Origin of the sequence: Pseudomonas sp. K8, assembly GCF_014889455.1 — a bacterium.
GTDB lineage: Bacteria > Pseudomonadota > Gammaproteobacteria > Pseudomonadales > Pseudomonadaceae > Aquipseudomonas > Aquipseudomonas veronii.
Genome location: NZ_VJWO01000004.1, coordinates 154,726 through 180,044, shown reverse-complemented (window position 1 = coordinate 180,044; position 25,319 = coordinate 154,726). Strand labels below are relative to the sequence as shown.

General features: G+C 62.3%; 22 protein-coding genes. 12 read left to right on the top strand and 10 right to left on the bottom strand.

Annotated features, from left to right (window positions below):
- Positions 1-30 precede the first annotated feature (30 nt).
- The 8 genes from INT12_RS04965 to INT12_RS04930 form a co-directional block, all read right to left on the bottom strand.
- Entirely contained in the window at positions 31-1,656 is a 1,626-nt protein-coding gene (locus INT12_RS04965) for a glucan biosynthesis protein D (protein WP_169883785.1), read from the bottom strand.
- A gap of 355 nt (positions 1,657-2,011) precedes the next feature.
- Positions 2,012-3,436, bottom strand: a complete 1,425-nt coding sequence (locus INT12_RS04960) for a gamma-aminobutyraldehyde dehydrogenase (RefSeq protein ID WP_046484929.1) — start codon at positions 3,434-3,436, stop codon at positions 2,012-2,014.
- Positions 3,437-3,518: 82 nt separating this feature from the next.
- Positions 3,519-4,328 carry an ABC transporter permease gene (locus INT12_RS04955; protein ID WP_010563467.1) on the bottom strand — a complete coding sequence of 270 codons (810 nt, stop codon included), beginning with the start codon at positions 4,326-4,328 and terminating at the stop codon, positions 3,519-3,521.
- Positions 4,318-5,241, bottom strand: a complete 924-nt coding sequence (locus INT12_RS04950) for an ABC transporter permease (protein ID WP_046484936.1) — start codon at positions 5,239-5,241, stop codon at positions 4,318-4,320. Before INT12_RS04950 ends, INT12_RS04955 begins: the two co-directional genes overlap by 11 nt.
- Before the next feature lies 1 nt (position 5,242).
- Positions 5,243-6,277, bottom strand: coding sequence for an ABC transporter ATP-binding protein (locus INT12_RS04945; RefSeq protein WP_017844681.1), 1,035 nt, complete (start codon positions 6,275-6,277; stop codon positions 5,243-5,245).
- Positions 6,278-6,397: 120 nt separating this feature from the next.
- A complete protein-coding gene (gene ydcS / locus INT12_RS04940; protein ID WP_017844682.1) occupies positions 6,398-7,549 on the bottom strand; it encodes a putative ABC transporter substrate-binding protein YdcS in 1,152 nt (383 codons plus the stop codon).
- Between the two features lie 73 nt (positions 7,550-7,622).
- Complete coding sequence (locus tag INT12_RS04935; protein WP_017844683.1) at positions 7,623-9,080, bottom strand: gamma-aminobutyraldehyde dehydrogenase; 1,458 nt, start codon at positions 9,078-9,080, stop codon at positions 7,623-7,625.
- Positions 9,081-9,211: 131 nt separating this feature from the next.
- Complete coding sequence (locus tag INT12_RS04930; protein WP_017844684.1) at positions 9,212-10,123, bottom strand: LysR family transcriptional regulator; 912 nt, start codon at positions 10,121-10,123, stop codon at positions 9,212-9,214.
- A gap of 168 nt (positions 10,124-10,291) precedes the next feature.
- Here INT12_RS04930 and INT12_RS04925 point away from each other — a divergent pair, with 168 nt between their 5' ends.
- Complete coding sequence (locus INT12_RS04925) at positions 10,292-11,002, top strand: tellurite resistance TerB family protein (RefSeq protein WP_017844685.1); 711 nt, start codon at positions 10,292-10,294, stop codon at positions 11,000-11,002.
- Positions 11,003-11,358: 356 nt separating this feature from the next.
- On the opposite strand, the gene INT12_RS04920 is transcribed toward INT12_RS04925, so the two are convergent.
- Entirely contained in the window at positions 11,359-11,970 is a 612-nt protein-coding gene (locus tag INT12_RS04920; protein ID WP_193039370.1) for a hypothetical protein, read from the bottom strand.
- Positions 11,971-12,076: 106 nt separating this feature from the next.
- Positions 12,077-12,376, bottom strand: a complete 300-nt coding sequence (locus INT12_RS04915) for a PAAR domain-containing protein (protein WP_193039371.1) — start codon at positions 12,374-12,376, stop codon at positions 12,077-12,079.
- 216 nt (positions 12,377-12,592) lie between these two features.
- On the opposite strand from INT12_RS04915, the gene INT12_RS04910 reads away from it, so the two are divergent.
- The 11 genes from INT12_RS04910 to INT12_RS04860 all read left to right on the top strand — a co-directional run bounded on the left by INT12_RS04910 (position 12,593) and on the right by INT12_RS04860 (position 25,312).
- A complete protein-coding gene (locus INT12_RS04910; RefSeq protein WP_017844689.1) occupies positions 12,593-14,215 on the top strand; it encodes a methyl-accepting chemotaxis protein in 1,623 nt (540 codons plus the stop codon).
- Positions 14,215-14,727 (top strand): chemotaxis protein CheW, encoded by a 513-nt coding sequence (locus tag INT12_RS04905; RefSeq protein ID WP_017844690.1) that lies wholly within the window; start codon positions 14,215-14,217, stop codon positions 14,725-14,727. Before INT12_RS04910 ends, INT12_RS04905 begins: the two co-directional genes overlap by 1 nt.
- Positions 14,724-15,983 (top strand): CheR family methyltransferase, encoded by a 1,260-nt coding sequence (locus INT12_RS04900; protein ID WP_193039372.1) that lies wholly within the window; start codon positions 14,724-14,726, stop codon positions 15,981-15,983. The genes INT12_RS04905 and INT12_RS04900 overlap by 4 nt, the downstream gene beginning before the upstream one ends.
- Positions 15,976-16,677, top strand: coding sequence for a chemotaxis protein CheW (locus INT12_RS04895; RefSeq protein WP_193039373.1), 702 nt, complete (start codon positions 15,976-15,978; stop codon positions 16,675-16,677). Before INT12_RS04900 ends, INT12_RS04895 begins: the two co-directional genes overlap by 8 nt.
- Positions 16,674-18,956 carry a hybrid sensor histidine kinase/response regulator gene (locus tag INT12_RS04890; protein ID WP_102617366.1) on the top strand — a complete coding sequence of 761 codons (2,283 nt, stop codon included), beginning with the start codon at positions 16,674-16,676 and terminating at the stop codon, positions 18,954-18,956. Before INT12_RS04895 ends, INT12_RS04890 begins: the two co-directional genes overlap by 4 nt.
- Entirely contained in the window at positions 18,953-19,963 is a 1,011-nt protein-coding gene (locus INT12_RS04885; protein ID WP_026139760.1) for a chemotaxis response regulator protein-glutamate methylesterase, read from the top strand. Before INT12_RS04890 ends, INT12_RS04885 begins: the two co-directional genes overlap by 4 nt.
- A 51-nt stretch (positions 19,964-20,014) precedes the next feature.
- Entirely contained in the window at positions 20,015-21,016 is a 1,002-nt protein-coding gene (locus INT12_RS04880; protein WP_017844695.1) for a response regulator, read from the top strand.
- Positions 21,017-21,256: 240 nt separating this feature from the next.
- Positions 21,257-22,352, top strand: a protein-coding gene (gene prfB / locus INT12_RS04875; RefSeq protein WP_098100956.1) for a peptide chain release factor 2 whose coding sequence is annotated in 2 segments (ribosomal slippage) — positions 21,257-21,328 and positions 21,330-22,352 — 1,095 coding nt in all. Because the reading frame shifts where the segments join, the coding sequence is not laid out codon by codon here.
- 70 nt (positions 22,353-22,422) lie between these two features.
- Positions 22,423-23,925: a lysine--tRNA ligase gene (gene lysS, locus INT12_RS04870; protein WP_046490136.1), complete on the top strand. Its 1,503-nt coding sequence runs from the start codon at positions 22,423-22,425 to the stop codon at positions 23,923-23,925.
- 106 nt (positions 23,926-24,031) lie between these two features.
- The gene (locus INT12_RS04865) at positions 24,032-24,748 is read left to right on the top strand and encodes a TetR/AcrR family transcriptional regulator (RefSeq protein ID WP_193039375.1); all 717 of its coding nucleotides are present in this window, start codon (positions 24,032-24,034) and stop codon (positions 24,746-24,748) included.
- Between the two features lie 15 nt (positions 24,749-24,763).
- The gene (locus tag INT12_RS04860; protein ID WP_193039376.1) at positions 24,764-25,312 is read left to right on the top strand and encodes a hypothetical protein; all 549 of its coding nucleotides are present in this window, start codon (positions 24,764-24,766) and stop codon (positions 25,310-25,312) included.
- Positions 25,313-25,319: the final 7 nt, after the last annotated feature.

Genomic DNA, 25,319 nt, shown 5'->3' with positions numbered 1-25,319 from the left:
AAGCCCGCTCTCACATGGTCGGTCACGGTGTCAGGTGTATTTACGCTGCTCCGGTGCCGGCGGGAAGTACTGATACAACCAGGTTTCACTCAAGGTGCGGTCCTGCGTGCGGATAAACAGGCGCAGTTCCACTGGCTCCACGCTGTCGCTGGTCGGGTACCAGTCGAAGAGGATGCGATAGCCCTTGATGCTGTCGAGCACCAGCACGCTGAAGTCTTTCACCTCGCCGTGGGAACAGGTCACCACCGGCTCGATCCCGGTGCCGGCTGCCAGGCGATCCAGGCCGCCGCCCTTGAAGTCCACGGCAAACCGCCGCGCCCAGACTGGCGGGTAATGTTCGCCCGGTGCCCAGCCTTCGGTGAAGCCGCCCATGCCTGAACGCGTGGCGTCGACTTGCGCCAACGGCGTGCTCACCGGTGGCAGGGCGCTCCAGTACAACTTGTAGCCATAGTTGAGCGAGTCACCGGCGGCCACCGGTTTTTTCGGGGTCCAGAAGGCCACGATATTGTCCAGGGTCTCGCCGGTGGTCGGGATCTCCAGCAGGTCGATCGAGCCTTCGCCCCACGCGGTGGTCGGTTCGACCCACAGGCTTGGGCGCTTGCTGTACCAGTCGACGGTGTCCTGGTAGCTGGCGAACTCATGGTCGGTCTGCACCAGGCCGAAGCCTTTCGGGTCGGTGTCGGCGAACGCATTGAATTGCAGCTTGGCCGGGTTGTTCAGCGGGCGGCAGATCCACTCGCCGTTGCCGCGCCACATCGCCAGGCGGTCCGAGTCGTGGATCTGCGGGTGGATGGTGTCGCACATGCGCCGCTCGTGGGTGCCGCAGCTGAACATGCTGGTCATCGGCGCGATGCCCAGTTGTTCGATGGCGGTGCGCGCATTGATATGGGCGTCGATTGCCATGACCACCTGGTTGGCCTGGCAGTCGATATCGAAACGGTAGGCGCCGGTGGCGCTCGGCGAGTCGAGCAGGGCGTAGACCACAAAGCGCGTGGCATTTTTATCCGGGGTTTCGAACCAGAACTGCGTGAAGTCGGGGAATTCCTCGCGCTTTTTCGCGTAGGTATCGATCGCCAGGCCGCGTGCGGAAAGGCCATATTGCCCCGTGGAATCCACCGCGCGGAAGTAACTGGCGCCGAGAAACGACAGCACGTCATGGCGATCCAGTTCCGGCGCCTTGAACAGCTTGAAGCCGGAGAAACCCAGGTCGCCGGTCAGTTGTTGGGTGTCGACCGTGGTTTTTTCATAGTTGAACAGCGAAGGGCGGAAATGCACTTCGCGGGCCTCACGGGTCGTGGGGTCGACGGCGTGCATGCGAACGGGCGTCTTGAAGCCCATGCCGACGTGGAAAAACTGCACGTCCAACTGGCCGTTCACTTCCTTCCACAGCGAGCGTTTGCCGTCGTAGCCGATGGCATTGAAATTTTGCGGGGTCATGGTCGCCAGGGTGGGCGGCAGCACCTGTTTGGTGTCTTTATAGGCGGTCCCGGCGAGTTGCCTGGCCTGGGTCTTCAGCGTTTCGAAGTCGAACGCCACGGCCTTGCCGTCGGCGGCGCGGTTCCCGGCCCAGGCTTGCGCAGCCAACAGGCCGCTGGCCGATAAACCGGTGTAAGCCGCAATGGCCATGGACGCTTTAAGCAAATTCCTGCGGTGCATAGAGACAACCTGTCGTGAGCAAATCCCGCGCCGGCCCTGGCGCGTGCTGGATCAAAGATAACGGTTCGGACATGCCTTCGGCCAAACGCAACGGACATTAAACAGACGCCGCATAGCTTAAGCGGTTCGATGGCGTAGGAAAAATGATTGATGGCGGGATGATGGCTTGGCAAATGAGACAAGACATTTCCGGGCTTTGAGTGAGCACATTACCCAGGAATTATGAAGATCCAATGTGGGCGGGGGCTTGCTCGCGACAGGCGCCTGGACACCGCGTTTAATCGGATGCCCCGCATTATCGTTGGCGTTCTTCGCGAGCAAGCTTGCTCCTACAGTCAAGGTATCAGGGCGAGGTTCAGTGCTTGAACATCACATGGCGCACGGTGGTGTAGTCCTCCAGCCCATACATGGACATGTCCTTGCCATACCCCGACAGTTTCTGACCGCCGTGAGGCATTTCGCTGACGAGCATGAAGTGGGTGTTCACCCAGGTGCAGCCATACTGCAAGCGCGCAGCCAAGCGATGGGCGCGTCCCACGTCGGCGGTCCATACGGATGACGCCAGACCGTAGTCCGAATCGTTGGCCCAGCCCAGCACCTGTGCTTCATCGGCGAACTTGGTCACCGACACCACCGGCCCGAACACCTCGCGACGCACGATCTCATCGTCCTGCTGCGCATCGGCCAAAACCGTCGGCTCAAAGAAGAAGCCGTTGCCTTCCACCGCCTTGCCGCCGGTGACCAGGCGGATATGCGGCTGCGCCACGGCACGTTCGACGAAACCGGCCACGCGGTCGCGGTGTTGCGCGGTGATCAGCGGGCCCAGTTCGGTGGTCGGGTCATCCTGCAAGCCGTACTTGATACTGGCGACTGCCGCGCCGAGCTTCTCGACGAACGCGTCGTAGATTTCCGCCTGGGCATAGATGCGGCACGCCGCAGTGCAATCCTGGCCGGCGTTGTAGAAACCGAAGGTGCGGATGCCTTCCACCGCCGCGTCGATGTCTGCGTCGTTGAAGATGATCACTGGCGCCTTGCCGCCCAGTTCCATGTGCATGCGCTTCACGCGGTCGGCGGTGTTGGAAATGATGTTGGCGCCCGTGGCGATGGAGCCGGTCAGCGACACCATGCGTACTTTCGGGTGGTTCACCAACGGGCTGCCCACGGTGGGCCCACGGCCGAAGACCAGGTTGAGCACGCCGGCCGGGAAGATCTCCGACGCCAGTTCGACCATGCGCAACGCGGTCAGCGGGGTTTGTTCCGACGGCTTGAGCACCACGGTATTACCGGCGGCCAGGGCTGGGGCGATTTTCCAGGCGACCATCATCAGCGGGTAGTTCCACGGGGCGATGGAGGCGATCACGCCCACCGGATCGCGGCGGATCATTGAGGTGTGGCCCGGCAGGTATTCACCGCCGGCCGAGCCGCTCATGCAGCGGCTGGCACCGGCAAAAAAGCGGAACACGTCGGCAATCGCCGGGATCTCGTCGTTCAGTGCCGCACTGTAGGGTTTGCCGCAGTTGTCCGATTCCAGCTTGGCCAGTTCTTCGCCGTGGGCTTCGATCACGTCCGCCAGTTTCAGCAGCAACAGCGAGCGATCCTTGGGCGTGGTCTGTGACCAGCTTTCAAACGCTGCATCGGCGGCCCGCACAGCGGCGTCGACCTGGGCTTCGCTGGCTTCGTTGATTTCCACCAGCACACGGCCCAACGCCGGGTTGAATACGGCCTGCGCCGGGCCTTCGCCTTCGACCAGTTGGCCGTTGATCAAGAGTTTGGTTTGCATGGTTCACTCCTCCAAAAAACTGTTGTTATTGCCCTGAAGAAACCGGCTCTGAGTGTGGGGGGGCACTTCTCCAATACCCACATTATTTGCCACCACTGCCTGCCACGCTTTCACCGCCGCGGGTCAGGTAATAGGCACCCAGAATCGGGAACATCGTCACGATCATCACCAGCATCGCCACCACGTTGGTCACCGGCACATCCCGTGGGCGACTCAACTGGTTGAGCAGCCACAGCGGCAAGGTGCGCTCATGCCCGGCGGTGAAGGTGGTGACGATGATTTCGTCGAATGACAGCGCAAACGCCAGCATGCCGCCGGCCAGCAGCGCCGAGCCGAGGTTGGGCATGATGATGTAGCGGAAGGTCTGCCAGCCGTCGGCGCCCAGGTCCATCGAGGCTTCGATCAGGCTGTGGGAGGTGCGGCGCAAGCGGGCGATGACGTTGTTGTAGACGATCACCACGCAGAAGGTCGCGTGGCCGACGATGATGGTGAACATCCCCGGCTCGATGCCCAGGGTCTTGAACGTCGCCAGCAGGGCGATACCGGTGATGATCCCCGGCAGCGCGATCGGCAGGATCAGCATCAGCGACACACCTTGCTTGCCGAAGAACTCGCGGCGATACAGCGCGGCTGAAGCGAGGGTGCCGAGCACCATGGCGATCAGGGTGGCGATGGCCGCGATCTGCAGCGACAGCTTGATCGCTTCGAGCACATCCGGGCGGGCGAACGCCACGCTGAACCACCTCAGGGTGAAGCCCTGGGGTGGAAAGCTGAATGCCGCCTCTTCGGTGTTGAAGGCATACAGGAAGATGATCAGGATCGGGAAGTGCAGAAACACCAAGCCGCCCCAGGCCGCGATCTTCAGGCCGATGGATGATTTCTCAGAGTGCATCGAAGGCCCCCAGGCGTTTGACGATGGACAGGTAAACCGCGATCAGCACGATCGGCACCAGGGTGAACGCCGCGGCCATGGGCATGTTGCCGATGGCGCCTTGCTGGGCGTACACCATGCCGCCGACGAAATAGCCCGGCGGCCCGACCAGTTGCGGCACGATGAAGTCGCCCAGGGTCAGCGAAAACGTGAAGATCGAACCGGCGGCAATCCCCGGCACCGACAGCGGCAGGATCACCTGCATGAAGGTCTGGCGCGGCTTGGCGCCCAGGTCGGCCGAGGCTTGCAGCAACGATGGCGGCAAACGCTCCAGCGACGCCTGGATCGGCAGGATCATGAACGGCAGCCAGATGTAGACGAACACCATGAACCGCCCCAGGTGCGAGGTGCTCAAGGTGCTGCCGCCCACGCCGGGGATCCCCAGCACGAACTGCAACAGCGGCCCCAGCCCCAGGTGCTGCACAAACCATTGCGCCACGCCGCCCTTGGCCAGCAGCAGGGTCCAGGCATATGCCTTGACGATATAGCTGGCCCACATCGGCATCATCACCGCGATATAAAAGAACGCCTTGGTCTTGCCCGTGGTGTAGCGCGCCATGTAATAGGCGATGGGGAAGGCGACGATGGCGCTGGCGAGCGACACTACGATCGCCATGCTCAGGGTGCGCAGGATGATGTCGAAGTTCGATGGCTGGAACAATGCGGCGAAGTTGGCCAGGGTCAGGTCCGGCGTGACCGCCATGGTGAAGTCATCGAACGTGTAGAAGCCTTGCCACAGCAAGGTCAGCAACGAGCCCAGGTAGATCGCGCCGAACCAGATCAGCGGCGGTATCAGCAGCATTGCCAGGTAGAGGTTGGGTCTGCGATACAGCAGGTTGGAAAACCTGCGCATCGGCGCTTGGGTCAGGCTCATGTCACACCTCGCCTGCGTGGTCGGTCAGGGTGGTCATGGCGGCCCGCGCCCAGCGTGCGGTGATGGGCTGGCCGACCTGATAGCCGTTGCTGATGTCCAGCCACTGGTTATTCGCCTGGCTGATGTTCAACGCCTGTCCGTTCGCCAGTTTCAGTTCGTAGCGGGTGGCGCTGCCCTGGTACTGGATGTCATGCAACAGGCCGCTGATTTCCACTTCGTCGGCCGCCAGCGGGCCTTCGGCAAAGCGCACGTGCTCCGGGCGGATCGAGAACGGCTGCGGGCTGCCGCTGAGGCGCTGGGCCAAATCGCCGCGAATCACATTGGAGGTGCCGACGAATTCGGCGACGAACGCGGTGGCCGGTTTCATATAGAGGTTGCGCGGGGTGTCGACCTGTTCGATGCGGCCCTTGTTGAACACGGCCACGCGGTCGGACATCGACAGCGCTTCGGTCTGGTCGTGGGTCACGAAGATAAACGTGATGCCGAGCTGGCGTTGCAGCTTTTTCAGCTCGCTTTGCATCTGTTCGCGCAGCTTGAGGTCGAGGGCACCCAGCGGTTCATCCAGCAGCAACACGCGCGGGCGATTGACCAGTGCGCGGGCCAGGGCGACCCGTTGGCGCTGGCCGCCGGAGAGCTGCACCGGCTTGCGCTCGCCGTAGCCGCCGAGGGCGACCATGGTCAGGGCTTCTTCGGCGCGGTCGAGGCGCTCGGTCTTGCCCACGCCTTTGACTTTCAGGCCGTAGGCCACGTTGTCGCGTACATTCATGTGGGGGAACAGCGCGTAATCCTGGAATACCGTGTTGACGTCACGCTGATACGGCGGCAAGCCGGCGGCTTCCTCGCCATGAATCCGGATCGAGCCTGCGCTCGGCTGCTCGAACCCGGCGATCAGGCGCAGGCAGGTGGTCTTGCCCGAGCCGGAAGGGCCGAGCATGGAAAAGAACTCGCCGTCCTGGATATCGATGGAAACCCGGTCAACGGCTTTCACTTCGCCGAACTGACGGGAAACGTGGGTGAATTGGACTGCAAGCGTCATGGTGCGGTGCTCCCAAAAGGCGCGGGTCGTCGCAGCGGCCCGGCCTGGACTTCTGAAAAAACAGAACATCTGTGAATGCGGTCAATGTGGGAGGGAGCAAGCCCCCTCCCACAGGGGGGATTAGCGCCCGCCCATGATCGCGATGTAATCCTGGGTCCAGCGGCTGTACGGCACGAACTTGCCGCCCTCAGCCTGCGGGGTTTTCCAGAAGGCGATCTTGTCGAACTGGTCGAAGCCGTTGGTCTTGCAGCCCTCGGCGCCGAGCAATTCGCTGCCGGTACAGGCCGCCGGCACCGCTGGCAGGGAGCCGAACCAGGCGGCGACATCGCCCTGGACCTTCGGCTGCAGCGACCAGTCCATCCATTTATAGGCGCAGTTCGGGTGCTTGGCCTCGCTGTGCAGCATGGTGGTGTCGGCCCAGCCGGTGGCGCCTTCCTTGGGAATGGTCGAGGCAATCGGCTGCTTCTCGTTGATCAGGCCGTTGACCTGATACGGCCAGGCGCTGGAGGCGACCACGCCTTCGTTCTTGAAGTCACTCATCTGTACGGTGGTGTCGTGCCAGTAGCGGTGGATCAACGGTTGTTGCGCGCGCAACAGGTCGAGCACGGCTTTGTACTGGGTTTCGGTCAGCTCGTAGGGGCTCTGGATGCCCAGCTCCGGCTTGGTCGACTTGAGGTACAGCGCCGCATCGGCGATGTAGATCGGGCCGTCGTAGGCTTGCACGCGGCCTTTGTTCGGCTTGCCGTCCGGCAGGTTCTGCGCTTCGAACAGCACATTCCAACTGGTGGGCGCGGTCTTGAACACGTTGGTGTTGTACATCAGCACGTTCGGCCCCCACTGGTACGGAGTACCGTAGGTTTGCTGGCCGACCACGTACCACGGCGCGTCTTTCAGGCGCGGGTCGATAGTCTTCCAGTTGGGGATCAACGCGGTATTGATCGGCTGCACCCGCTTGCCGACGATCAACCGCAGCGACGCATCGCCTGACGCGGTGACCAGGTCGTAACCGCCCTTGGCCATCAAGCTGACCATTTCGTCAGAGGTAGCGGCGGTTTTCACATTGACCTTGCAGCCGGTTTCCTTCTCGAAACCTGTGACCCAGTCGTAAGCCTTGTCGCTTTCGCCCCGTTCGATATAGCCGGGCCAGGCGACGATATCCAGCTGGCCTTCGCCGGCGCCTACCGCTTTGAGCGGTTCGGCGGCCTGCAGGCTGGCGCTGGCCAGCAGCGCGGTGGTCAGGGCACTGAGCAGTGCGGTCTTATGCGCGGACATGGGGAATCCCTCTTCTTTAATTATGGTCGGGGCAGTTTTTTGCAGCCGGTGACGCTTGAGCTTAGTTGTTGTTTTAAAGGTGCTGGCCGTGGCGGGCCATGATGTGCCGCACCACGCTGTAGTCCTGTAGCGAATCGCTGGACAGATCTTTGCCGTACCCGGAGCGCTTCAAGCCGCCGTGGGGCATTTCGCTGACCAGCATGAAATGGCTGTTGATCCAGGTGCAGCCGTATTGCAGGCGCGCCGCCACCTGCATGGCCTTGTCCAAGTTCTGCGTCCACACCGACGAGGCCAGGCCGTATTCGGAGTCGTTGGCCCAGTCCACCGCTTGTTCCAGTTCGTCGAAGCGGGTCACGGTGACCACCGGGCCGAACACTTCGCGCTGGACGATTTCGTCACTTTGTTTACAGCCGGCGAGCAAGGTCGGCTGATAAAAGAAGCCCGCGCCGGAATGCACGGCGGCGCCGGTGACGCGTTCGATATGCGGCTGGCCGAGGGCGCGTTCGACAAAGCTGGCGACGCGGTCGCGCTGGCGCGTGCTGATCAGCGGGCCGAGTTCGTTGTCGGCATCGCGCTTGCCAGCAAAGCGCAGGCTGCTGACCGCCGCGCCCAGGTCGGCGACCAATTTGTCGTGAATCCCCGCCTGGGCGTAGATGCGGCACGCGGCGGTGCAGTCCTGGCCGGCGTTGTAGTAGCCGTAGGCGCGCACGCCTTCGACCACGGCTTGCAGGTCGGCGTCGTTGCACACGATCACTGGCGCCTTGCCGCCCAGTTCCAGGTGCGTGCGTTTAAGGGTTTTTGACGCGGCTTGCAGGATCTTTTGTCCGGTGACGATATCGCCGGTCAACGACACCATCCGCACCTTCGGGTGGCTGACCAGATGGCTGCCGACGCCTTCGCCGCCGCCGCACACAATGTTGATCACCCCGCGCGGCAACAACTGGTTGAGCGCTGGAGCGAGGGCGAGGATCGACAGCGGCGTGTGTTCCGACGGCTTGAACACCAGGGTATTACCGGCGGCGAGGGCGGGGGCGATCTTCCACGCGGCCATCATCAGCGGGTAATTCCACGGCGCAATCGAGGCCACCACGCCAATCGGGTCACGCCGCACCATGCTGGTGTAGCCCGGCAGGTATTCGCCGCTGAGCTGGCCGGTCTGGCAGCGCACGGCGCCGGCAAAGAAGCGGAACACATCGACGGTGGCGCTCAAGTCATCCTGGCGGGCCAGGTGCAACGGTTTGCCGCAGTTCAGGGATTCGAGGCGGGCCAGGTAGTCGGCTTGGTGCTCGATGGCATCGGCGATGCCCAGCAGAATGTTCGAACGTTGCTGCGGCGTGGTGCGGGACCAGCCGGCAAATGCGCGGTGGGCGGCGAGGATCGCGGCTTCGACCTGTTCGATGCTGGCTTCGGCGATCTGGGTCAGCACTTCGCCCGTGGCTGGGTTGAGAATCGGTTCGACAAAGCCCTGGCCCTGGACCAGTTCGCCGTCGATCAGCAACGCAGTAAGCAGCGGGGTGGGCGCAGCGGACATTTTTCGCGATCTCTTTTCTTGTGTGGCCATGGGCGTTCTCTTACAAGGCGCCCGACTTCTCTTATGGATGCACAGAGACTAGAGGTCAGGCGCGAGGTCAACAAATACTAAATACTGAATGCAGCATTCGATTAAATAGATGGCTTGCGTGGGTGCGGCTGTTCCCGCGCCACGGTCAGGAACGGGTCGACCAGTGCCGGGCGCGCGGTGCCACGGCGCCAGGCGAGGCCGACGTCGAGGGTCTGGCTGAGGTCGGCGATGGGGCGCGCTTCGATAATGTCGCCTTCCAGGGACCAGGGGCGGTAGGTCATGTCCGGCTGGATCGACACGCCCAGGCCGGCGGCCACCAGGCTGCGCACGGCTTCGGTGGAGGCGGTGCGCAAAGTGACGTGTGGTTGCAGGCAGGCAGAGGCCCACATGCGTTGAGCGTTGTGGCCCATTTCGTCGACGTTCAGCTGAATCAACGGCTCACGCGCCACATCGGCCAGGTTGATGCTGTCGTGCTCCAGCAGCGGATGTTGCGCCGGCAGCCATAGGCGGTGGGGCGAGTGGGTGAGTACTTCGGTCTGCAGGGCGTGGCGGTCTTCGAGGTTGGAGAGGATCAACACGCCCACATCGATCTCGCCGCTGACCAGCAAATGCTCGATGTACGGGCGCTCATCCTCCATCACGCGGATTTCCACATTGGGGTAGGCGCGTTGGAAGCGGGTGAGCAGGTCGGCCAGGTAATAACCGGCCACCAGGCTGGTCACGCCGACGATCAATTGCCCGGCCACCTGGTCGGTGCTCTGCTGCAGGCTGCGCTTGGCGTTGTCGACGGTGGCCAGGATCAAGTGCGCCTGGCGCAGGAACTGATGGCCCTGGTGGGTCAGGGTCATGCCCTTGGCGTGGCGGTTGAACAGGTTGACGCCGATTTCCTGTTCCAATTGCTGGATCGCCAGGGTCAGGGTCGACTGCGAAATAAACGCGGTTTGCGCAGCGGCGGAGATCGAACCGGTCTCGGCCACGGCGATGAAGTGGCGGATCTGACGCAAGGTCATCATGCTGGAGTTACCAGTGGGGTGTTTTTATCGATTTGCTCGAGTGTATATCGATTTAACCGAAGGATAGCCGCGTTACATCTGGAAGCACTCTAGATCGGGGTTTTTTGGCGCTAAGTTTTACGCTGGGAGTCTATTGGTCTTATGAACCCTGGTGTCTGGAGGCTACGCATGAATACCCGTGGATTACTCGAACAACTGCTCAAGTCTGGTCAGGACATGTTGCAGAACAAGGCCGGCGGCCAGCGCAAATCCGACGACAAAGGCGCCCTCGGCGGCCTGCTCGGCAGTGGCGGGCTCGGCAGTTTGCTCGGCGGCGCTGGCGGCGGGGCCCTGGCCGCTGGGGCCATGGGCCTGCTGCTGGGCAATAAAAAAGCGCGCAAATTCGGCGGCAAGGCCCTGACCTATGGCGGGTTGGCGGCATTGGGCGTGATCGCCTACAAAGCCTATGGCAACTGGCAGGCGCAACAGGCCAGCGCGCCCCAAGGCGAGCCGCAGACCATCGACCGCCTGCCGCCAGCCCAGGTCGAGCAACACAGCCAGGGCATCCTCAAGGCATTGGTGGCGGCGGCCAAGGCCGACGGGCATGTGGATGAGCGCGAGCGCGCGCTGATCGAAGGTGAATTCAACAAGCTGGATAACGACCGTGAATTGCAAAGCTGGCTGCACGGCGAGCTGAACAAACCCCTCGACCCGGCCGACGTGGCGCGGGCCGCCGGCACCCCGGAAATGGCCGCCGAGATGTACATCGCCAGTGTGATGCTGGTGGATGAGGAGAACTTTATGGAGAAGGCGTACCTGGATGAGCTGGCGCGACAGCTCAAGTTGGAGCCCGGTTTGAAGGTTGAATTGGAGAAACAGGTGCGCCAGGCGACGCTTTAGGGATCGTTCCTCCTCATAAATGTTCTGGCGCGACCGCAAGCAGGTCTCAAGTGAGCCCAACCCCCGGTCCTCACCTTCAAGGGCGATGTCCACTTGGGTGATGCGAAAGCCCGTCAAACCGCCGACGACGGTCCCGCCAGCGGTGGTTTTGGCTCCTCGGGTAATGAAATAGCGGCGCATGCCAGCGATGTCCTTTTGTTAGCAGGGACCAGCACGCTAGGCTCGGCGAGAAAAGCCTGGTAGTCGGACGCTGTAGGTTGGTTCTGTGAAAAGGGTGCCTCAGGCCACCCTCTAGGCATGCCTGCGCACGATGAAGATCGTTCTCACGTTCTGTGGAAACGATTTAACAAATCTATTTATGGCAGCCCCCACGGCCTGGATAATTCCAGTGTAATGAGGTACCGCTCTTCTGTGGGATGCTGATAGTCCTTGAAGCGCCCAACTACCAACATGACTTGGTATTTGTTTTCTGCCCGCCAGTAAGACTTGCCACCCCGGTTCACATTTCGCAATCGAGCACGCCATTCAGGTGTGTCGGCGAATGGAGGGTTGGAGGCGACTCGGATGGGCAGCCAGCCGGCATTGCTCCATTGTTTTTGCAAATACAGCACGACGTTGAGGGTGTCATCGAGCAATAGCGGTTCGATTTGGGGGGACATGCGGATACTACCAACGCGCTCGTTGTCGAAACTTACCGCGAGGAAGCGGGCAGGCGGGGTAACGAATCCATATTGAGGGTCTATAAAGCGTAGGCGCGCATCGGACTTTGGTAGCCTCCCCCATATTTCTCCGGGAATAGCAGGGGCGATTGCTGCACTGGAGCGCTGACACATGTCTTCCCAAGGCTCCCCAAGCATCAGTGCGATTTCTGGCGTACTGGTGAAGAAACGTATCATCCCTACCAGTAGTGCGGCAGCGAACAATACAAGTGCGGCATGTCGCCAGTTTACTTGTGAGAGCCGGTTCATCGCATGCCCCGACCTTCAGCGACGTCATCCAGCGCTTGTTCGATTCGATGCCGCTCACCGCTATTTAACAGCTTGTCAAATTGCGCCGCGGCCTTGAGCACGAAGGTCATGCGTTGATCGATGTAAGGGTCTGAAACCGCTCGAACTGGTCGGTCAGCAGGCGCGGGGGCGGGTCGCATTTACAGCGGCAGAGATCGTCCGAGAGCGCCACCCGTCGTCCTCGTGCCCACTGCTCCAGGCGCGGGCCAACACAAACTATGACCCCGGTGGTTTTGCACACCGGGCAAAGCACCTCATGACCTTCAAGGGCGATATCCACTTGGGTGATGCAAAAGCCCGTCAAACCGCCGACGACGGTCCCGCCAGCGGTGGTCTTGGCTCCTCGGGTAATGAAATAACGGCGCATGCCAGCCGTGTCCTTTTGTTAGCAGGGACCTGCACGCTAGGCTCGGCGAGAAAAGCCCGGTAGTCGGACGCTTCGCGGGTTTTTGTAGGTTGGTTCTGTAATTACCTTCAGGGATGTTTTTGCATTCTGTGGGCACCACGTCGAAACCCATTGATAAATGAAGGCTTGTGCTCAGCTATACTCCCCCCCATTTGAATGGCTCTTCGAGGAAACACTGTGAAGAATTGGACCTTGCGCCAGCGGATTTTGGCGAGCTTTGCGGTCATTGTCGCGATCATGCTGCTGATGGTTGTGGTGTCCTACTCGCGGTTGCTGAAGATCGAAGTCAGCCAGGAATCGGTCCGGGACGATGCGGTACCGGGGGTTTACCTCAGTTCGATGATCCGCAGCGCATGGGTCGACAGCTATCTGCTGACCATCGATATCATCGGCCTGCGCGCAGATAAAACCCTCACCAGTGCCGATAAGACGGACTTCAAGTCTTTCGAAGCGCGTATTGAACAGCAGATCGCCAATTACGAAAAAACCGTCAACAGCCAGGCTGATCGCATGGAGTTCGATAACTTCAAGGCGGCGCATATCAACTACAACAAGGCCCTCGCCGAGGTGCTGGCGCGCATTGAAGCCAATGATTTGCCGGGTGCGAGCGTCCTGGTCGAAGAGCAATTGACGCCGATCTGGATCGAAGGGCGCATGAAGCTCAATGACATCATCACCGAAAACAAGAGCATGTCTGACCGCGCCACTTCGGCCATCGACGAGTCGGTGCTGTCGGCCAAGCTCAGCATGGCGGTTTCGCTGATTATCGCCATCTTCGCCGCCGGCCTGTGCGGTCTGCTGTTGATGCGCGCAATCATGGCGCCGATGCAGCGTATCGTCGAGATCCTCGACGTCATGCGTACCGGTGACCTGAGCAAGCGCTTGAACCTGGAGCGCAAGGACGAATTCGGCGCGGTCGAAACCGGCTTCAACGACATGATGACCGAACTGACCGCCCTGGTGTCCCAGGCTCAGCGTTCGTCGGTGCAGGTGACTACCTCGGTCACCGAGATTGCCGCCACCTCCAAGCAACAACAGGCCACGGCCACGGAAACCGCGGCGACCACCACCGAGATCGGCGCTACTTCGCGGGAGATCGCCGCCACTTCCAAGGACCTGGTCCGCACCATGACCGAAGTTTCCACCGCCGCCGACCAGGCCTCGGTCGCCGCCGGTTCCGGCCAGCAAGGCCTGGCGCGCATGGAAGAAACCATGCACTCGGTGATGGGCGCGGCTGAGCTGGTCAACGCCAAGCTGGCGATCCTTAACGAGAAGGCCGGCAACATCAACCAGGTGGTGGTGACCATCGTCAAGGTTGCCGACCAGACCAACCTGTTGTCCCTCAATGCTGCCATCGAGGCCGAGAAGGCCGGTGAGTACGGCCGCGGTTTTGCCGTGGTGGCCACTGAAGTGCGCCGCCTGGCCGACCAGACCGCCGTGGCCACCTACGACATCGAGCAGATGGTGCGCGAGATCCAGTCGGCGGTGTCCGCCGGGGTGATGGGCATGGACAAGTTCTCCGAAGAAGTGCGCCGGGGCATGTTCGAAGTGCAGCAAGTGGGCGAGCAACTGTCGCAGATCATCCACCAGGTCCAGGCCCTGGCGCCGCGGGTGTTGATGGTCAACGAAGGCATGCAGGCCCAGGCCACCGGGGCCGAGCAGATCAACCACGCGCTGGTGCAATTGGGCGATGCCAGCAGCCAGACCGTGGAGTCCCTGCGCCAGGCCAGCTTTGCCATTGATGAACTGAGCCAGGTTGCGGTCGGTCTGCGCAGCGGCGTGTCGCGTTTCAAAGTCTGATGAGCGACCTCGCGGCTAAACACGGCGTCGTCCCGGCAGCAAAAAAGGCGTTGTTCCTGGTGTTCCACATCGGCCACGAACGGTATGCCCTCAAGGCCACCGAAGTGGCCGAAGTGCTGCCGCGCCTGCCGCTCAAACCCATCGCCCATGCACCGCTGTGGGTGGCGGGTATCTTTGCCCACCGCGGCGCGATGGTGCCGGTCATCGACCTCAGTGCCTTGACCTTCGGCGAGCCGGCCCAGGCGCGGACCAGCACGCGGCTGGTGCTGGTCAACTATAAACCTGAGCCCTGGCTCGAGGCGCGTTGGCTGGGACTGATTCTGGAGCAGGCCACCGAAACCCTGCGTTGCGACCCGGCGGAGTTCAAGCCCTACGGCCTGGACAATCCCCTGGCGCCCTACCTGGGGCCGGTGCGCGAAGATGCTTTGGGCTTGATGCAATGGATCGGCGTCGCAGATATGCTCACCGATGACGTGCGCGCCTTGCTGTTTTCTGCCGAGCCGAGCCTATGAGCAACGACCCGCGCTTCTTTGCCTTCTTGAAGGAACGCATTGGCCTGGACGTGGCCTCGGTGGGCGAAGCCATCATCGAACGCGCCGTGCGCCAGCGCAGCCAGGCCGTCGCGGCCCACACGGCGGATGAGTACTGGCAGCACCTGCAGCACTCCCAGGACGAACAGCAAGCGCTGATCGAAGCGGTGATCGTGCCCGAGACCTGGTTTTTCCGTTACCCCGAATCCTTCGCGACCCTGGCCCGTCTGGCCAAGGCGCGCCTGGCCGAGATCAACCAGTTGCGCGCGCTGCGCATCCTCAGCCTGCCCTGTTCCACCGGCGAAGAACCCTATTCGATCGCCATGGCCTTGCTCGATGCCGGCCTGGCGCCGCACCAGTTCAAGGTGCAGGGCATGGACGTCAGCCCGCTGTCGGTGGAGCGTGCCCAGCGCGGCGTGTATGGCCGCAACTCGTTTCGCGGCGGCGACCTTGAATTTCGCGACCGCCACTTCACCGAGCAGGCCGATGGTTATCGCATCGAAGACCGCGTGCGCGAACAGGTGCGCCTGCAAGTCGGCAACCTGCTGGACCCGGGGTTGCTCGCCAATGAGCCGAGCTACGACTTTGTGTTTTGCCGCAACCTGCTGATCTATTTCGACCAACCCACGCAAAAACAAGTGTTCGACGTGCTCAAGAACCTGACCCACGTGGACGGCGTGCTGTTTATCGGCCCGGCCGAAGGCAGCCTGTTGGGGCGTCATGGCATGCGTTCGATCGGCGTGCCGCAGTCGTTTGCATTCAGCCGGCACACCGAGCCGGTCAAGCCTGAGCCGGTATTCGTGCCGATACCCGCGCCCGCACCTCGACGCAGCATCGCAGCGGTCCGGCCCAAGCCGCGACCGTTCAGCACGCTCAACGCCCAGGTGGTGCCGATCAAGGCGCCGGCGTCGGAGGCTGGCGACCTGCTCAGCCAGATCGCGACCCTGGCCAACGAAGGCAAAAGCGCCGAGGCCCGTGCCGCCTGCGAGCGTTATTTAAGTCAACACCCGCCGGCCGCCCAGGTGTTTTACTGGTTGGGGCTGCTCAGCGATGTGGCCGGCAACGCCCTGGACGCCCAGGGGTTTTATCGAAAAGCCTTGTACCTGGAACCGCAGCACCCGCAGGCCCTGATGCAGCTGGCCGCGTTGCTCGAAGCCCAGGGCGACATTGCGGCGGCGCGTCGGTTGCAGGCGCGGGCCGCGCGTAGCGAGCTGACAGTGAGCAAAAACCATGAGTAGCCCCAACGCGCTCGACACTGCGGGCCTGGCCCTGACGATGGACGACACCCAGGCCATCGACGATTGCTGGAACCGGATCGGCATTCACGGCGACAAGTCCTGCCCGTTGCTGGCGGACCATATCCACTGCCGCAACTGCTCGGCGTACTCCGCCGCGGCTACCCGCTTGCTGGATCGCTATGCGTTGCAGCAGGACGATCATCGCCCGGTCGCCGATACCCAGGCGAACGAAGACATCGTCACCCGTTCCCTGCTGATATTCCGCCTCGGCGAAGAATGGCTGGGGATCGCCACCCGATGCCTGGTGGAAGTGGCAACCCTGCACCCGATCCATTCCCTGCCGCACCAACGTTCCCGTGCATTGCTTGGCGTGGCGAACGTGCGCGGCGCGCTGGTGGCGTGCCTGTCGCTGGTCGAGCTGTTGGGCCTGGACGCCATCAGCCACGGCACGCCGGGCGGGCGCATCATGCCGCGCATGTTGATCATCGCCGCGCAGGATGGCCCGGTGGTGGTGCCGGTGGATGAAGTCGACGGTATCCATGCCATCGACGAGCGTACTTTGACGGCGGCGTCAGCCTCCGGCACCCAGGCCAGCGGCCGCTTCACTCAGGGCGTGTTGCAGTGGAAGGGCCGTAGCCTGCGTTGGCTGGACGAGGCTCAGTTGCTGTCTGCCGTGACCCGGAGCCTCACATGACCCCCGACCAGATGCGCGATGCCTCGCTGCTGGAATTGTTCAGCCTGGAAGCCGATGCCCAGACCCAGATACTGAGCGCGGGCCTGCTGGCCCTGGAGCGCAACCCGACCCAGGCCGACCAGCTCGAAGCCTGCATGCGCGCCGCGCACTCGCTCAAAGGCGCGGCGCGGATTGTCGGGGTGGACGCCGGGGTCAGCGTGTCCCATGTCATGGAGGATTGCCTGGTCAGCGCCCAGGAAAGTCGCCTGTATCTGCAGCCGGAACACATCGACGCGCTGTTGCAAGGTACCGACCTGCTGATGCGTATCGCCACGCCGGGCAATACCGTGGGGCCGGCGGATGTCGAGGCGTATGTGGCCTTGATGGAGCGCCTGCTCGACCCGTCGCAGCCCACCGCCAAGGTGGCGCCTCCGCCAACTGCGCCTGCTCCAGCGCCCACTCCGCTGATTGAAGCACTGCCCGCCGAACCCGAGCCTGCGCCGTCCCTCGGCAGCGAACCGCTGCGTCAGAACAAGCGCATGACCGAAGGCGGCGAGCGCGTACTGCGTGTGACCGCCGAGCGTTTGAACAGCCTGCTGGACCTGTCGAGCAAATCCCTGGTCGAAACCCAGCGACTCAAGCCATACCTGGCCAGCCTGCAACGCCTCAAGCGTGTGCAGGGTAACGGTGTGCGTGCGCTGGACCACCTCGATGGTCACCTCAAGACCCTCGACTTGAGCCTGGAAGCCCAGGAGTCCCTGGCCGATGCCCGCCGCTTGCTGAGCGAAGCCCAAGCCCTGCTGGCGGAAAAAACCGCTGAGCTCGATGAGTTCGGCTGGCAGGCCGGGCAACGCGCCCAGGTGCTTTACGACACCGCGCTGGCCTGCCGCATGCGCCCGTTTGCCGATGTGCTCGCCGGCCAGGTCCGCATGGTGCGCGACCTCGGCCGCAGCCTGGGCAAGCAGGTGCGCCTGGAGATCGAGGGCGAAAAGACCCAGGTCGACCGTGATGTGCTGGAGAAGCTCGAAGCGCCGCTCACCCACTTATTGCGCAATGCCGTCGACCACGGCATCGAAACGCCGGAACAACGCCTGCTGGCGGGCAAGCCGGCCGAAGGCTTGATCCGCTTGCGGGCCTCCCACCAGGCCGGTTTGCTGGTGCTGGAGCTGAGCGACGACGGGAATGGTGTCGACCTCGAACGCCTGCGTGGCACGATCGTTGATCGGCATCTGTCGACGGTGGAAACCGCCTTGAACCTCAGCGAGGAGGAGTTGCTGACGTTCCTGTTCCTGCCGGGCTTCAGCCTGCGCGACAAGGTCACCGAAGTCTCCGGGCGCGGCGTCGGCCTGGATGCGGTGCAGCATATGGTCCGCCAACTGCGCGGCGCGGTGGTGCTGGAGCAAGCGGCGGGGCAGGGCAGTCGTTTCCATCTGGAAGTGCCGTTGACCCTGTCGGTGGTGCGCAGCCTGGTGGTGGAAGTCGGCGAAGAAGCCTATGCCTTCCCGCTGGCGCATATCGAGCGCATGTGCGACCTGGCGCCCGACGACATTGTGCAGCTCGAAGGCCGCCAGCATTTCTGGCACGAAGGCCGGCATGTCGGCCTGGTCGCCGCCAGCCAACTGTTGCAGCGCCCGCCGGGGCAAGGTAATGACGAGACGTTGAAGGTGGTGGTGATCCGCGAGCGCGATGCGGTGTATGGCATTGCCGTGGAGCGTTTTATCGGCGAACGCACGTTGGTGGTGCTGCCGCTGGATGATCGGTTGGGCAAGGTCCAGGATATTTCCGCCGGGGCGTTGCTGGACGATGGCTCGGTGGTGTTGATCGTCGACGTCGAAGATATGCTGCGTTCGGTGGACAAGCTGCTCAATACCGGCCGCCTGGAGCGTATCGCCCGGCGCAGCCAGCAGGCCGCCGAAGCCCCGCGCAAACGCGTGCTGGTGGTGGACGATTCGCTCACCGTGCGTGAGTTGCAACGTAAATTGCTGCTTAACCGCGGTTATGAAGTGGCCGTCGCCGTCGATGGCATGGACGGCTGGAACGCCTTGCGCTCCGAGGACTTCGACCTGCTCATCACTGATATTGATATGCCTCGTATGGACGGGATCGAATTGGTCACACTCTTGCGCCGGGATGCTCGCCTGCAATCGTTGCCGGTGATGGTGGTGTCCTACAAGGACCGCGAAGAAGACCGACGCCGTGGACTCGACGCCGGCGCCGATTACTATCTGGCCAAAGCCAGTTTCCACGATGACGCCCTCCTTGATGCCGTGGTGGAACTGATCGGAGGCGCGCGGGCATGAGGATTGCAATCGTCAATGACATGCCCATGGCTGTGGAGGCGTTACGCCGCGCCGTGAGCTTCGAGCCCGCGCACCAAGTGGTGTGGGTAGCCAGTAATGGCCTGGAAGCGGTGCAACGTTGCGCCGAATTGACCCCGGACCTGATCCTGATGGACCTGATTATGCCGGTGATGGACGGCGTGGAAGCCACCCGGCGGATCATGGCCGAGAGCCCGTGCGCGATTGTGATCGTCACCGTCGACCGCCAGGCCAATGTCAGCCGGGTGTTCGAAGCCATGGGCCATGGCGCCCTGGATGTGGTGGATACGCCGGCCCTGGGCGTCGGTAATCCCAAGGATGCCGCCGCGCCGTTGTTGCGCAAGATCCTCAATATTGGCTGGCTGATCGGCCAGCGCGGCAGCCGTGTGCGCGCCGAAACCGCGCCGCCGCGCAGCACCGGCAAACGCCAGAGCCTGGTGGCGATCGGTTCTTCGGCTGGCGGCCCGGCGGCCCTGGAAGTCCTGCTCAAGGGCCTGCCCCGGGACTTTCCCGCCGCCATCGTGCTGGTGCAGCATGTGGACCAGGTGTTCGCCGCCGGCATGGCCGAGTGGCTGAGCAGCGCCTCCGGCCTGCCGGTGCGCCTGGCCCGCGAGGGGGAGCCGCCACAAAGCGGGGTCGTGCTGCTGGCTGGCACCAATCACCACATTCGTCTGTTGAAAAATGGCACGCTAGCCTATACAGCCGAGCCGGTGAACGAGATTTACCGGCCATCCATCGATGTGTTTTTCGAAAGTGTGGCCAGCCACTGGAATGGTGATGCCGTCGGCGTGCTGCTGACCGGCATGGGTCGCGACGGAGCCCAGGGGCTCAAATTAATGCGGGACCAAGGATATCTGACCATCGCCCAGGACCAGCAGAGTTCGGCGGTGTATGGCATGCCCAAAGCGGCGGCGGCGATTGACGCTGCTGTTGAAATTCGCCCACTGGACAGAATTGCGCCCCGACTGCTGGAGGTATTTGCAAAATGATCAATATCCCCGGCGGTGCTGGTTTGCGGGCAGTAATTCAGGTGATTGCAGATGAATGATTTACAGATCGACGGCATCAAGACCGACGAAAATGCCGCCATGGTGTTGCTGGTCGACGACCAGGCCATGATCGGCGAAGCCGTGCGGCGTGGCCTGGCCCATGAAGAAAACATCGACTTCCACTTTTGCGCCGACCCGCACCAGGCCATCGCCCAGGCGATCCGCATCAAACCCACGGTGATTCTGCAGGACCTGGTGATGCCCGGCCTGGATGGCCTGACGCTGGTGCGCGAATACCGCAACCACCCGGCCACGCAGAACATCCCGATCATCGTGCTTTCCACCAAGGAAGACCCACTGATCAAAAGCGCGGCGTTCTCGGCCGGGGCCAACGATTATCTGGTCAAGCTGCCGGACAACATCGAACTGGTGGCGCGTATCCGCTATCACTCGCGCTCCTACATGACCCTGTTGCAGCGTGACGCGGCCTATCGCGCGCTGCGCGTCAGCCAGCAGCAACTGTTGGACACCAATCTGGTATTGCAACGGCTGATGAACTCCGACGGCCTCACCGGGCTGTCCAACCGCCGGCATTTCGACGAATACCTGGAACTGGAATGGCGCCGCGCCATGCGGGACCAGACCCAATTGTCGCTGCTGATGATCGACGTGGACTTCTTCAAGACCTACAACGACAGCTTCGGCCACGTTGAAGGCGACGAAGCCCTGCGCAAGGTTGCCGCCAGCATCCGCGAAGCCAGCAGCCGGCCTTCGGACCTGCCGGCGCGCTACGGCGGCGAAGAGTTCGCCCTGGTGCTGCCGAACACTTCGCCGGGTGGCGCACGGCTGGTCGCCGAAAAACTGCGCATGGCCGTCGCCGCCCTGAAAATCCCGCACATCGCCCCGGCCGAGGGTGCGAGCCTGACCATCAGCATCGGCCTGTCGACCATGACACCGGTGCAAGGCACCGATTGCCGCCAGTTGATCATGGCGGCGGACAAGGGGCTGTATACGGCCAAGAACAACGGGCGCAATCAAGTCGGTATCGAGTGATCCGAGGCCAGTGCAGGTCCACATGTGCGAGGGGCGGCGCGACGACTCGACTTGCCCCCCGATGGCGGTGTGACAGTCACCGGGTGTAGGGCTGACACACCGCCATCGGGGGCAAGCGCCCTCTCACAGTGGATTTTCATGGTTCTTGGGCCTGCCTTTTCGCCAAGCGGGCTGCCGTTTGCGCCTGTTTGTCGTTATACTCGTCGGCTTTCAAAAGTTCGCCAACGAGTGCTGCCCGCCATGGAAATCAACCCGATCCTTAACACCATCAAGGACCTGTCCGAGCGCTCCGAAACTATTCGGGGGTATCTTTGACTACGATCAAAAGCATGAGCGTCTGACCGAAGTCAATCGCGAGCTTGAAGATCCGAGTGTCTGGAACAAACCCGAATACGCCCAGGAACTGGGCCGCGAGCGCGCAGCGCTGGCGCAGATCGTCGACACCCTCGACGAACTGAACACCGGTCTGGCCGATTGCCGCGACCTGCTGGACATGGCTGTCGAAGAAAACGACGAAGGCGCGGTAGGCGATGTCGTCGCCGAGCTGGCCCGTCTCGAGGAAAACCTCGCCAAGCTTGAATTCCGCCGCATGTTCAGCCACGAAATGGACCCGAACAACGCCTACCTGGACATCCAGGCCGGTTCCGGCGGCACCGAAGCCCAGGACTGGGCCAACATCCTGCTGCGGATGTACCTGCGCTGGGCCGACAAACGCGGTTTCGACGCGACCATCATGGAGCTGTCGGCCGGTGAAGTCGCCGGCATCAAAGGCGCCACCGTTCACATCAAGGGTGAATACGCCTTCGGCTGGCTGCGTACCGAGATCGGTGTGCATCGCCTGGTGCGCAAGAGCCCGTTCGACTCCGGCAATCGTCGCCACACCTCGTTCTGCGCGGTGTTCGTCTCGCCCGAGATCGACGACAAGGTGGAAATCGAGATCAACCCGGCCGACCTGCGGATCGACACCTATCGCTCCTCCGGTGCCGGTGGCCAACACGTAAACACCACCGACTCGGCGGTACGTATCACCCACGTGCCGACCAACACCGTGGTCAGTTGCCAGAACGAACGTTCCCAGCACGCGAACAAGGACACCGCCATGAAAATGCTGCGGGCCAAGTTGTACGAGCAGGAAATGCAGAAGCGCAACGCCGCTTCCCAGGCGTTGGAAGACACCAAGTCGGATATCGGCTGGGGTCACCAGATCCGTTCCTATGTTCTGGACGCGTCGCGGATCAAGGATCTGCGCACTAACATCGAACGCAGCGACTGCGACAAGGTGCTCGACGGCGACATCGACGAATACCTGGAAGCCAGCCTGAAATCGGGGCTGTAAACCGCCAGCCCGACCTCAAGTCCCCCGCCAGTGGCGGGGGCAACGAACCTGTGATGGAAAATTTAAAGACATGAGCGACCAACAACTCGACCCGCAAGCCCTGCAACAGGAAGAAAACTCCCTGATCGCCCTGCGCAAGGAAAAGCTTGCTGCCGAGCGCGCCAAGGGCAATGCCTTCCCCAACGACTTCCGCCGCGATGCCTACTGCGAAGACTTGCAGAAACAGTACGCGGACAAGACCAAGGAAGAGCTGGCAGAGGCTGCGATCCCGGTCAAGGTGGCAGGTCGCATCATGCTCAACCGTGGCTCGTTCATGGTGATCCAGGACATGTCCGGGCGCATCCAGGTCTACGTCAACCGCAAGACCCTGCCGGAAGAAACCCTGGCCGCCGTGAAAACCTGGGACCTGGGCGACATCATCGCCGCCGAAGGCACCCTGGCCCGTTCCGGCAAGGGCGACCTGTACGTTGAAATGACCAGCGTGCGCCTGCTGACCAAATCCCTGCGCCCGCTGCCGGACAAGCACCACGGCCTGTCCGACACCGAGCAGCGTTATCGCCAGCGCTACGTTGACCTGATCGTCAACGAAGACGTGCGCCACACCTTCCGCGTGCGTTCGCAAGTGATTGCCCACACCCGCGCCTTCCTGATGAAGCGTGACTTCCTGGAAGTGGAAACGCCGATGCTGCAGACCATCCCCGGTGGTGCCGCAGCCAAGCCGTTCGAAACCCACCACAACGCGTTGGACATGGGCATGTACCTGCGGATCGCGCCGGAGCTGTACCTCAAGCGCCTCGTGGTCGGCGGCTTCGAAAAAGTCTTCGAGATCAACCGCAACTTCCGCAACGAAGGCGTCTCGACCCGGCACAACCCTGAGTTCACCATGTTGGAGTTCTACCAGGCCTACGCCGACTACGAAGACAACATGGACCTGACCGAAGAACTGTTCCGCGAACTCGCGCAACTGGTCCTGGGCAGCACCGACGTGCCGTATGGCGACAAGGTGTTCCACTTCGGCGAGCCGTTCGTGCGGCTGTCGGTATTCGACTCGATCCTCAAGTACAACCCTGAGCTGACCGCCGACGACCTGACCGACATCGACAAGGCCCGCGCCATCGCCAAGAAAGCCGGCGCCAAGGTGCTGGGCTTCGAAGGCCTGGGCAAGCTGCAGGTGATGATTTTCGAAGAGCTGGTGGAACACAAACTGGAACAGCCGCACTTCATTACCCAGTACCCGTTCGAAGTGTCGCCGCTGGCCCGTCGCAACGATGACAACCCGAACGTCACCGACCGTTTCGAACTGTTCATCGGCGGCCGCGAAATCGCCAACGCCTACTCCGAGCTCAACGACGCGGAAGACCAGGCCGAGCGCTTCATGGCCCAGGTGGCCGACAAGGACGCCGGCGACGACGAAGCCATGCACTACGACGCCGACTTCGTGCGCGCCCTGGAGTACGGCATGCCGCCGACCGCGGGCGAAGGCATCGGCATCGACCGCCTGGTGATGTTGCTGACCAACTCGCCGTCGATCCGCGACGTGATCTTGTTCCCGCATATGCGGCCACAAGCGTAACCGTAGCGAAATCCGAAGCCGCCTTTTATAAGGCGGCTTTTTTATGTGGCGTAAATAAGCGTCAAGCAAACAGCGCCAGGTTTTGATCTTTTCAAGGATGTGTGTCGTGAACCGCGTAATCGCTCAGGAAGGAGCCGCTGGCATTGCCGCTGCCGTGGCTGAAAGTGTCCAGTACCAGGGCCGCAAGGCCAGTCGTCGGGGCAGCGAGCAACGCAGGCAAGATATTCTCGATGCCGCCATGCGGATCGTGGTGCGTGATGGCGTGCGAGCCGTGCGTCACCGTGCCGTGGCGGCGGAAGCAGGGGTGCCCCTGTCGGCGACCACCTATTACTTCAAGGACATCGATGACCTGCTCACCGATACCTTCGCCCAATACGTCGAGCGCAGCGCCGCATTCATGGGCAAGCTGTGGGTGCGTAACGAAGGCTTGTTGCGCGAGATGGTCGCGTATGGCGATGGCAGCCCGGAGTCGCGTTCGCAACTGGCCGATGACATTGCGCGGTTGACCGTCGATTACGTGCAGCGCCAATTGAGCAATCGTCGCGAGTACTTGATGGCCGAACAGGCCTTTCGCCAGGAAGCCTTGCTCAACCCGCGTCTGGCCGAGCTGGTGCGTTCTCACCAGCAGATCCTGTTGCAAGGCACCGGGCAGTTTTTCCAGGTATTGGGCTCGCGCGAGCCGCAACAGGATGCCAAAGTGTTGACGGCGATTATCGGTCGGATGGAATATCAGGGCCTGCTGGACGGCGCGGAGCCGCTGAGCGCTGACGACATGCTTGAGATCCTCAAGCGTTACATGCATTTGGTGTTGGCCTCGGTCTGACACCGGGAGTGTCCAATGAAAGCCTGGCGTGTCGCGGTCGTCGCCTTGTCGTTCCTCTTCCTCAGCGGTTGCCTGGTGACCTTCAAGGAACCGCTGCCGGCCAGCGAGGCGGCGCCCGCTGCGCTGGTGGGCCAATGGACGAGCAAGAATGCCTGGGGCGAGCCGCTCAACCTGCAGATCAGCCGCGCCGGCAAACACCGCTACAAAGCCGTGAGCTACCCTCAGGCCAAGCCCGGCCAGCGTGATGAGTACGTGTTCAGCGTCTCGCGCCATGGCAATCGCTGGTATCTGTCGGCGCCGTTGCCGGGCAAACTCGGTGGGCATTACGTTCTGGCGGGGTTCGAACTCGACGAAACGCACGAATTGGTGGTCTATAACCTCGACCTCGAGCAAATTCACCAGGCCATCGGGCAGCGGTCGTTGCACGGCAGCACCGTGGACACCGTGGAAGGCCCCGGCATACTGGTCGACAGCCCGATGGATCAGGTGTTTGCCTACCTGGATGAGCCGGCCAATGCCGATGTGTTCGTTGAAGCTGCGCGCTACCGGCGTGCGGATAAATAACGTTTAA

Bases quoted from the DNA above. Each gene is read 5' to 3' on its own strand.
- INT12_RS04890 (WP_102617366.1), top strand. From the start codon at position 16,674: ATGACCCCCGACCAGATGCGCGATGCCTCGCTGCTGGAATTGTTCAGC.
- INT12_RS04960 (WP_046484929.1), bottom strand. From the start codon at position 3,436: ATGCAAACCAAACTCTTGATCAACGGCCAACTGGTCGAAGGCGAAGGC.
- INT12_RS04880 (WP_017844695.1), top strand. From the start codon at position 20,015: ATGAATGATTTACAGATCGACGGCATCAAGACCGACGAAAATGCCGCC.
- INT12_RS04930 (WP_017844684.1), bottom strand. From the start codon at position 10,123: ATGATGACCTTGCGTCAGATCCGCCACTTCATCGCCGTGGCCGAGACC.
- INT12_RS04895 (WP_193039373.1), top strand. From the start codon at position 15,976: ATGAGTAGCCCCAACGCGCTCGACACTGCGGGCCTGGCCCTGACGATG.
- INT12_RS04925 (WP_017844685.1), top strand. From the start codon at position 10,292: ATGAATACCCGTGGATTACTCGAACAACTGCTCAAGTCTGGTCAGGAC.
- INT12_RS04945 (WP_017844681.1), bottom strand. From the start codon at position 6,277: ATGACGCTTGCAGTCCAATTCACCCACGTTTCCCGTCAGTTCGGCGAA.
- INT12_RS04900 (WP_193039372.1), top strand. From the start codon at position 14,724: ATGAGCAACGACCCGCGCTTCTTTGCCTTCTTGAAGGAACGCATTGGC.
- INT12_RS04905 (WP_017844690.1), top strand. From the start codon at position 14,215: ATGAGCGACCTCGCGGCTAAACACGGCGTCGTCCCGGCAGCAAAAAAG.
- INT12_RS04915 (WP_193039371.1), bottom strand. From the start codon at position 12,376: ATGCGCCGTTATTTCATTACCCGAGGAGCCAAGACCACCGCTGGCGGG.
- INT12_RS04955 (WP_010563467.1), bottom strand. From the start codon at position 4,328: ATGCACTCTGAGAAATCATCCATCGGCCTGAAGATCGCGGCCTGGGGC.
- INT12_RS04920 (WP_193039370.1), bottom strand. From the start codon at position 11,970: ATGAACCGGCTCTCACAAGTAAACTGGCGACATGCCGCACTTGTATTG.
- INT12_RS04965 (WP_169883785.1), bottom strand. From the start codon at position 1,656: ATGCACCGCAGGAATTTGCTTAAAGCGTCCATGGCCATTGCGGCTTAC.
- lysS (WP_046490136.1), top strand. From the start codon at position 22,423: ATGAGCGACCAACAACTCGACCCGCAAGCCCTGCAACAGGAAGAAAAC.
- INT12_RS04935 (WP_017844683.1), bottom strand. From the start codon at position 9,080: ATGTCCGCTGCGCCCACCCCGCTGCTTACTGCGTTGCTGATCGACGGC.
- INT12_RS04950 (WP_046484936.1), bottom strand. From the start codon at position 5,241: ATGAGCCTGACCCAAGCGCCGATGCGCAGGTTTTCCAACCTGCTGTAT.
- ydcS (WP_017844682.1), bottom strand. From the start codon at position 7,549: ATGTCCGCGCATAAGACCGCACTGCTCAGTGCCCTGACCACCGCGCTG.
- INT12_RS04860 (WP_193039376.1), top strand. From the start codon at position 24,764: ATGAAAGCCTGGCGTGTCGCGGTCGTCGCCTTGTCGTTCCTCTTCCTC.
- INT12_RS04885 (WP_026139760.1), top strand. From the start codon at position 18,953: ATGAGGATTGCAATCGTCAATGACATGCCCATGGCTGTGGAGGCGTTA.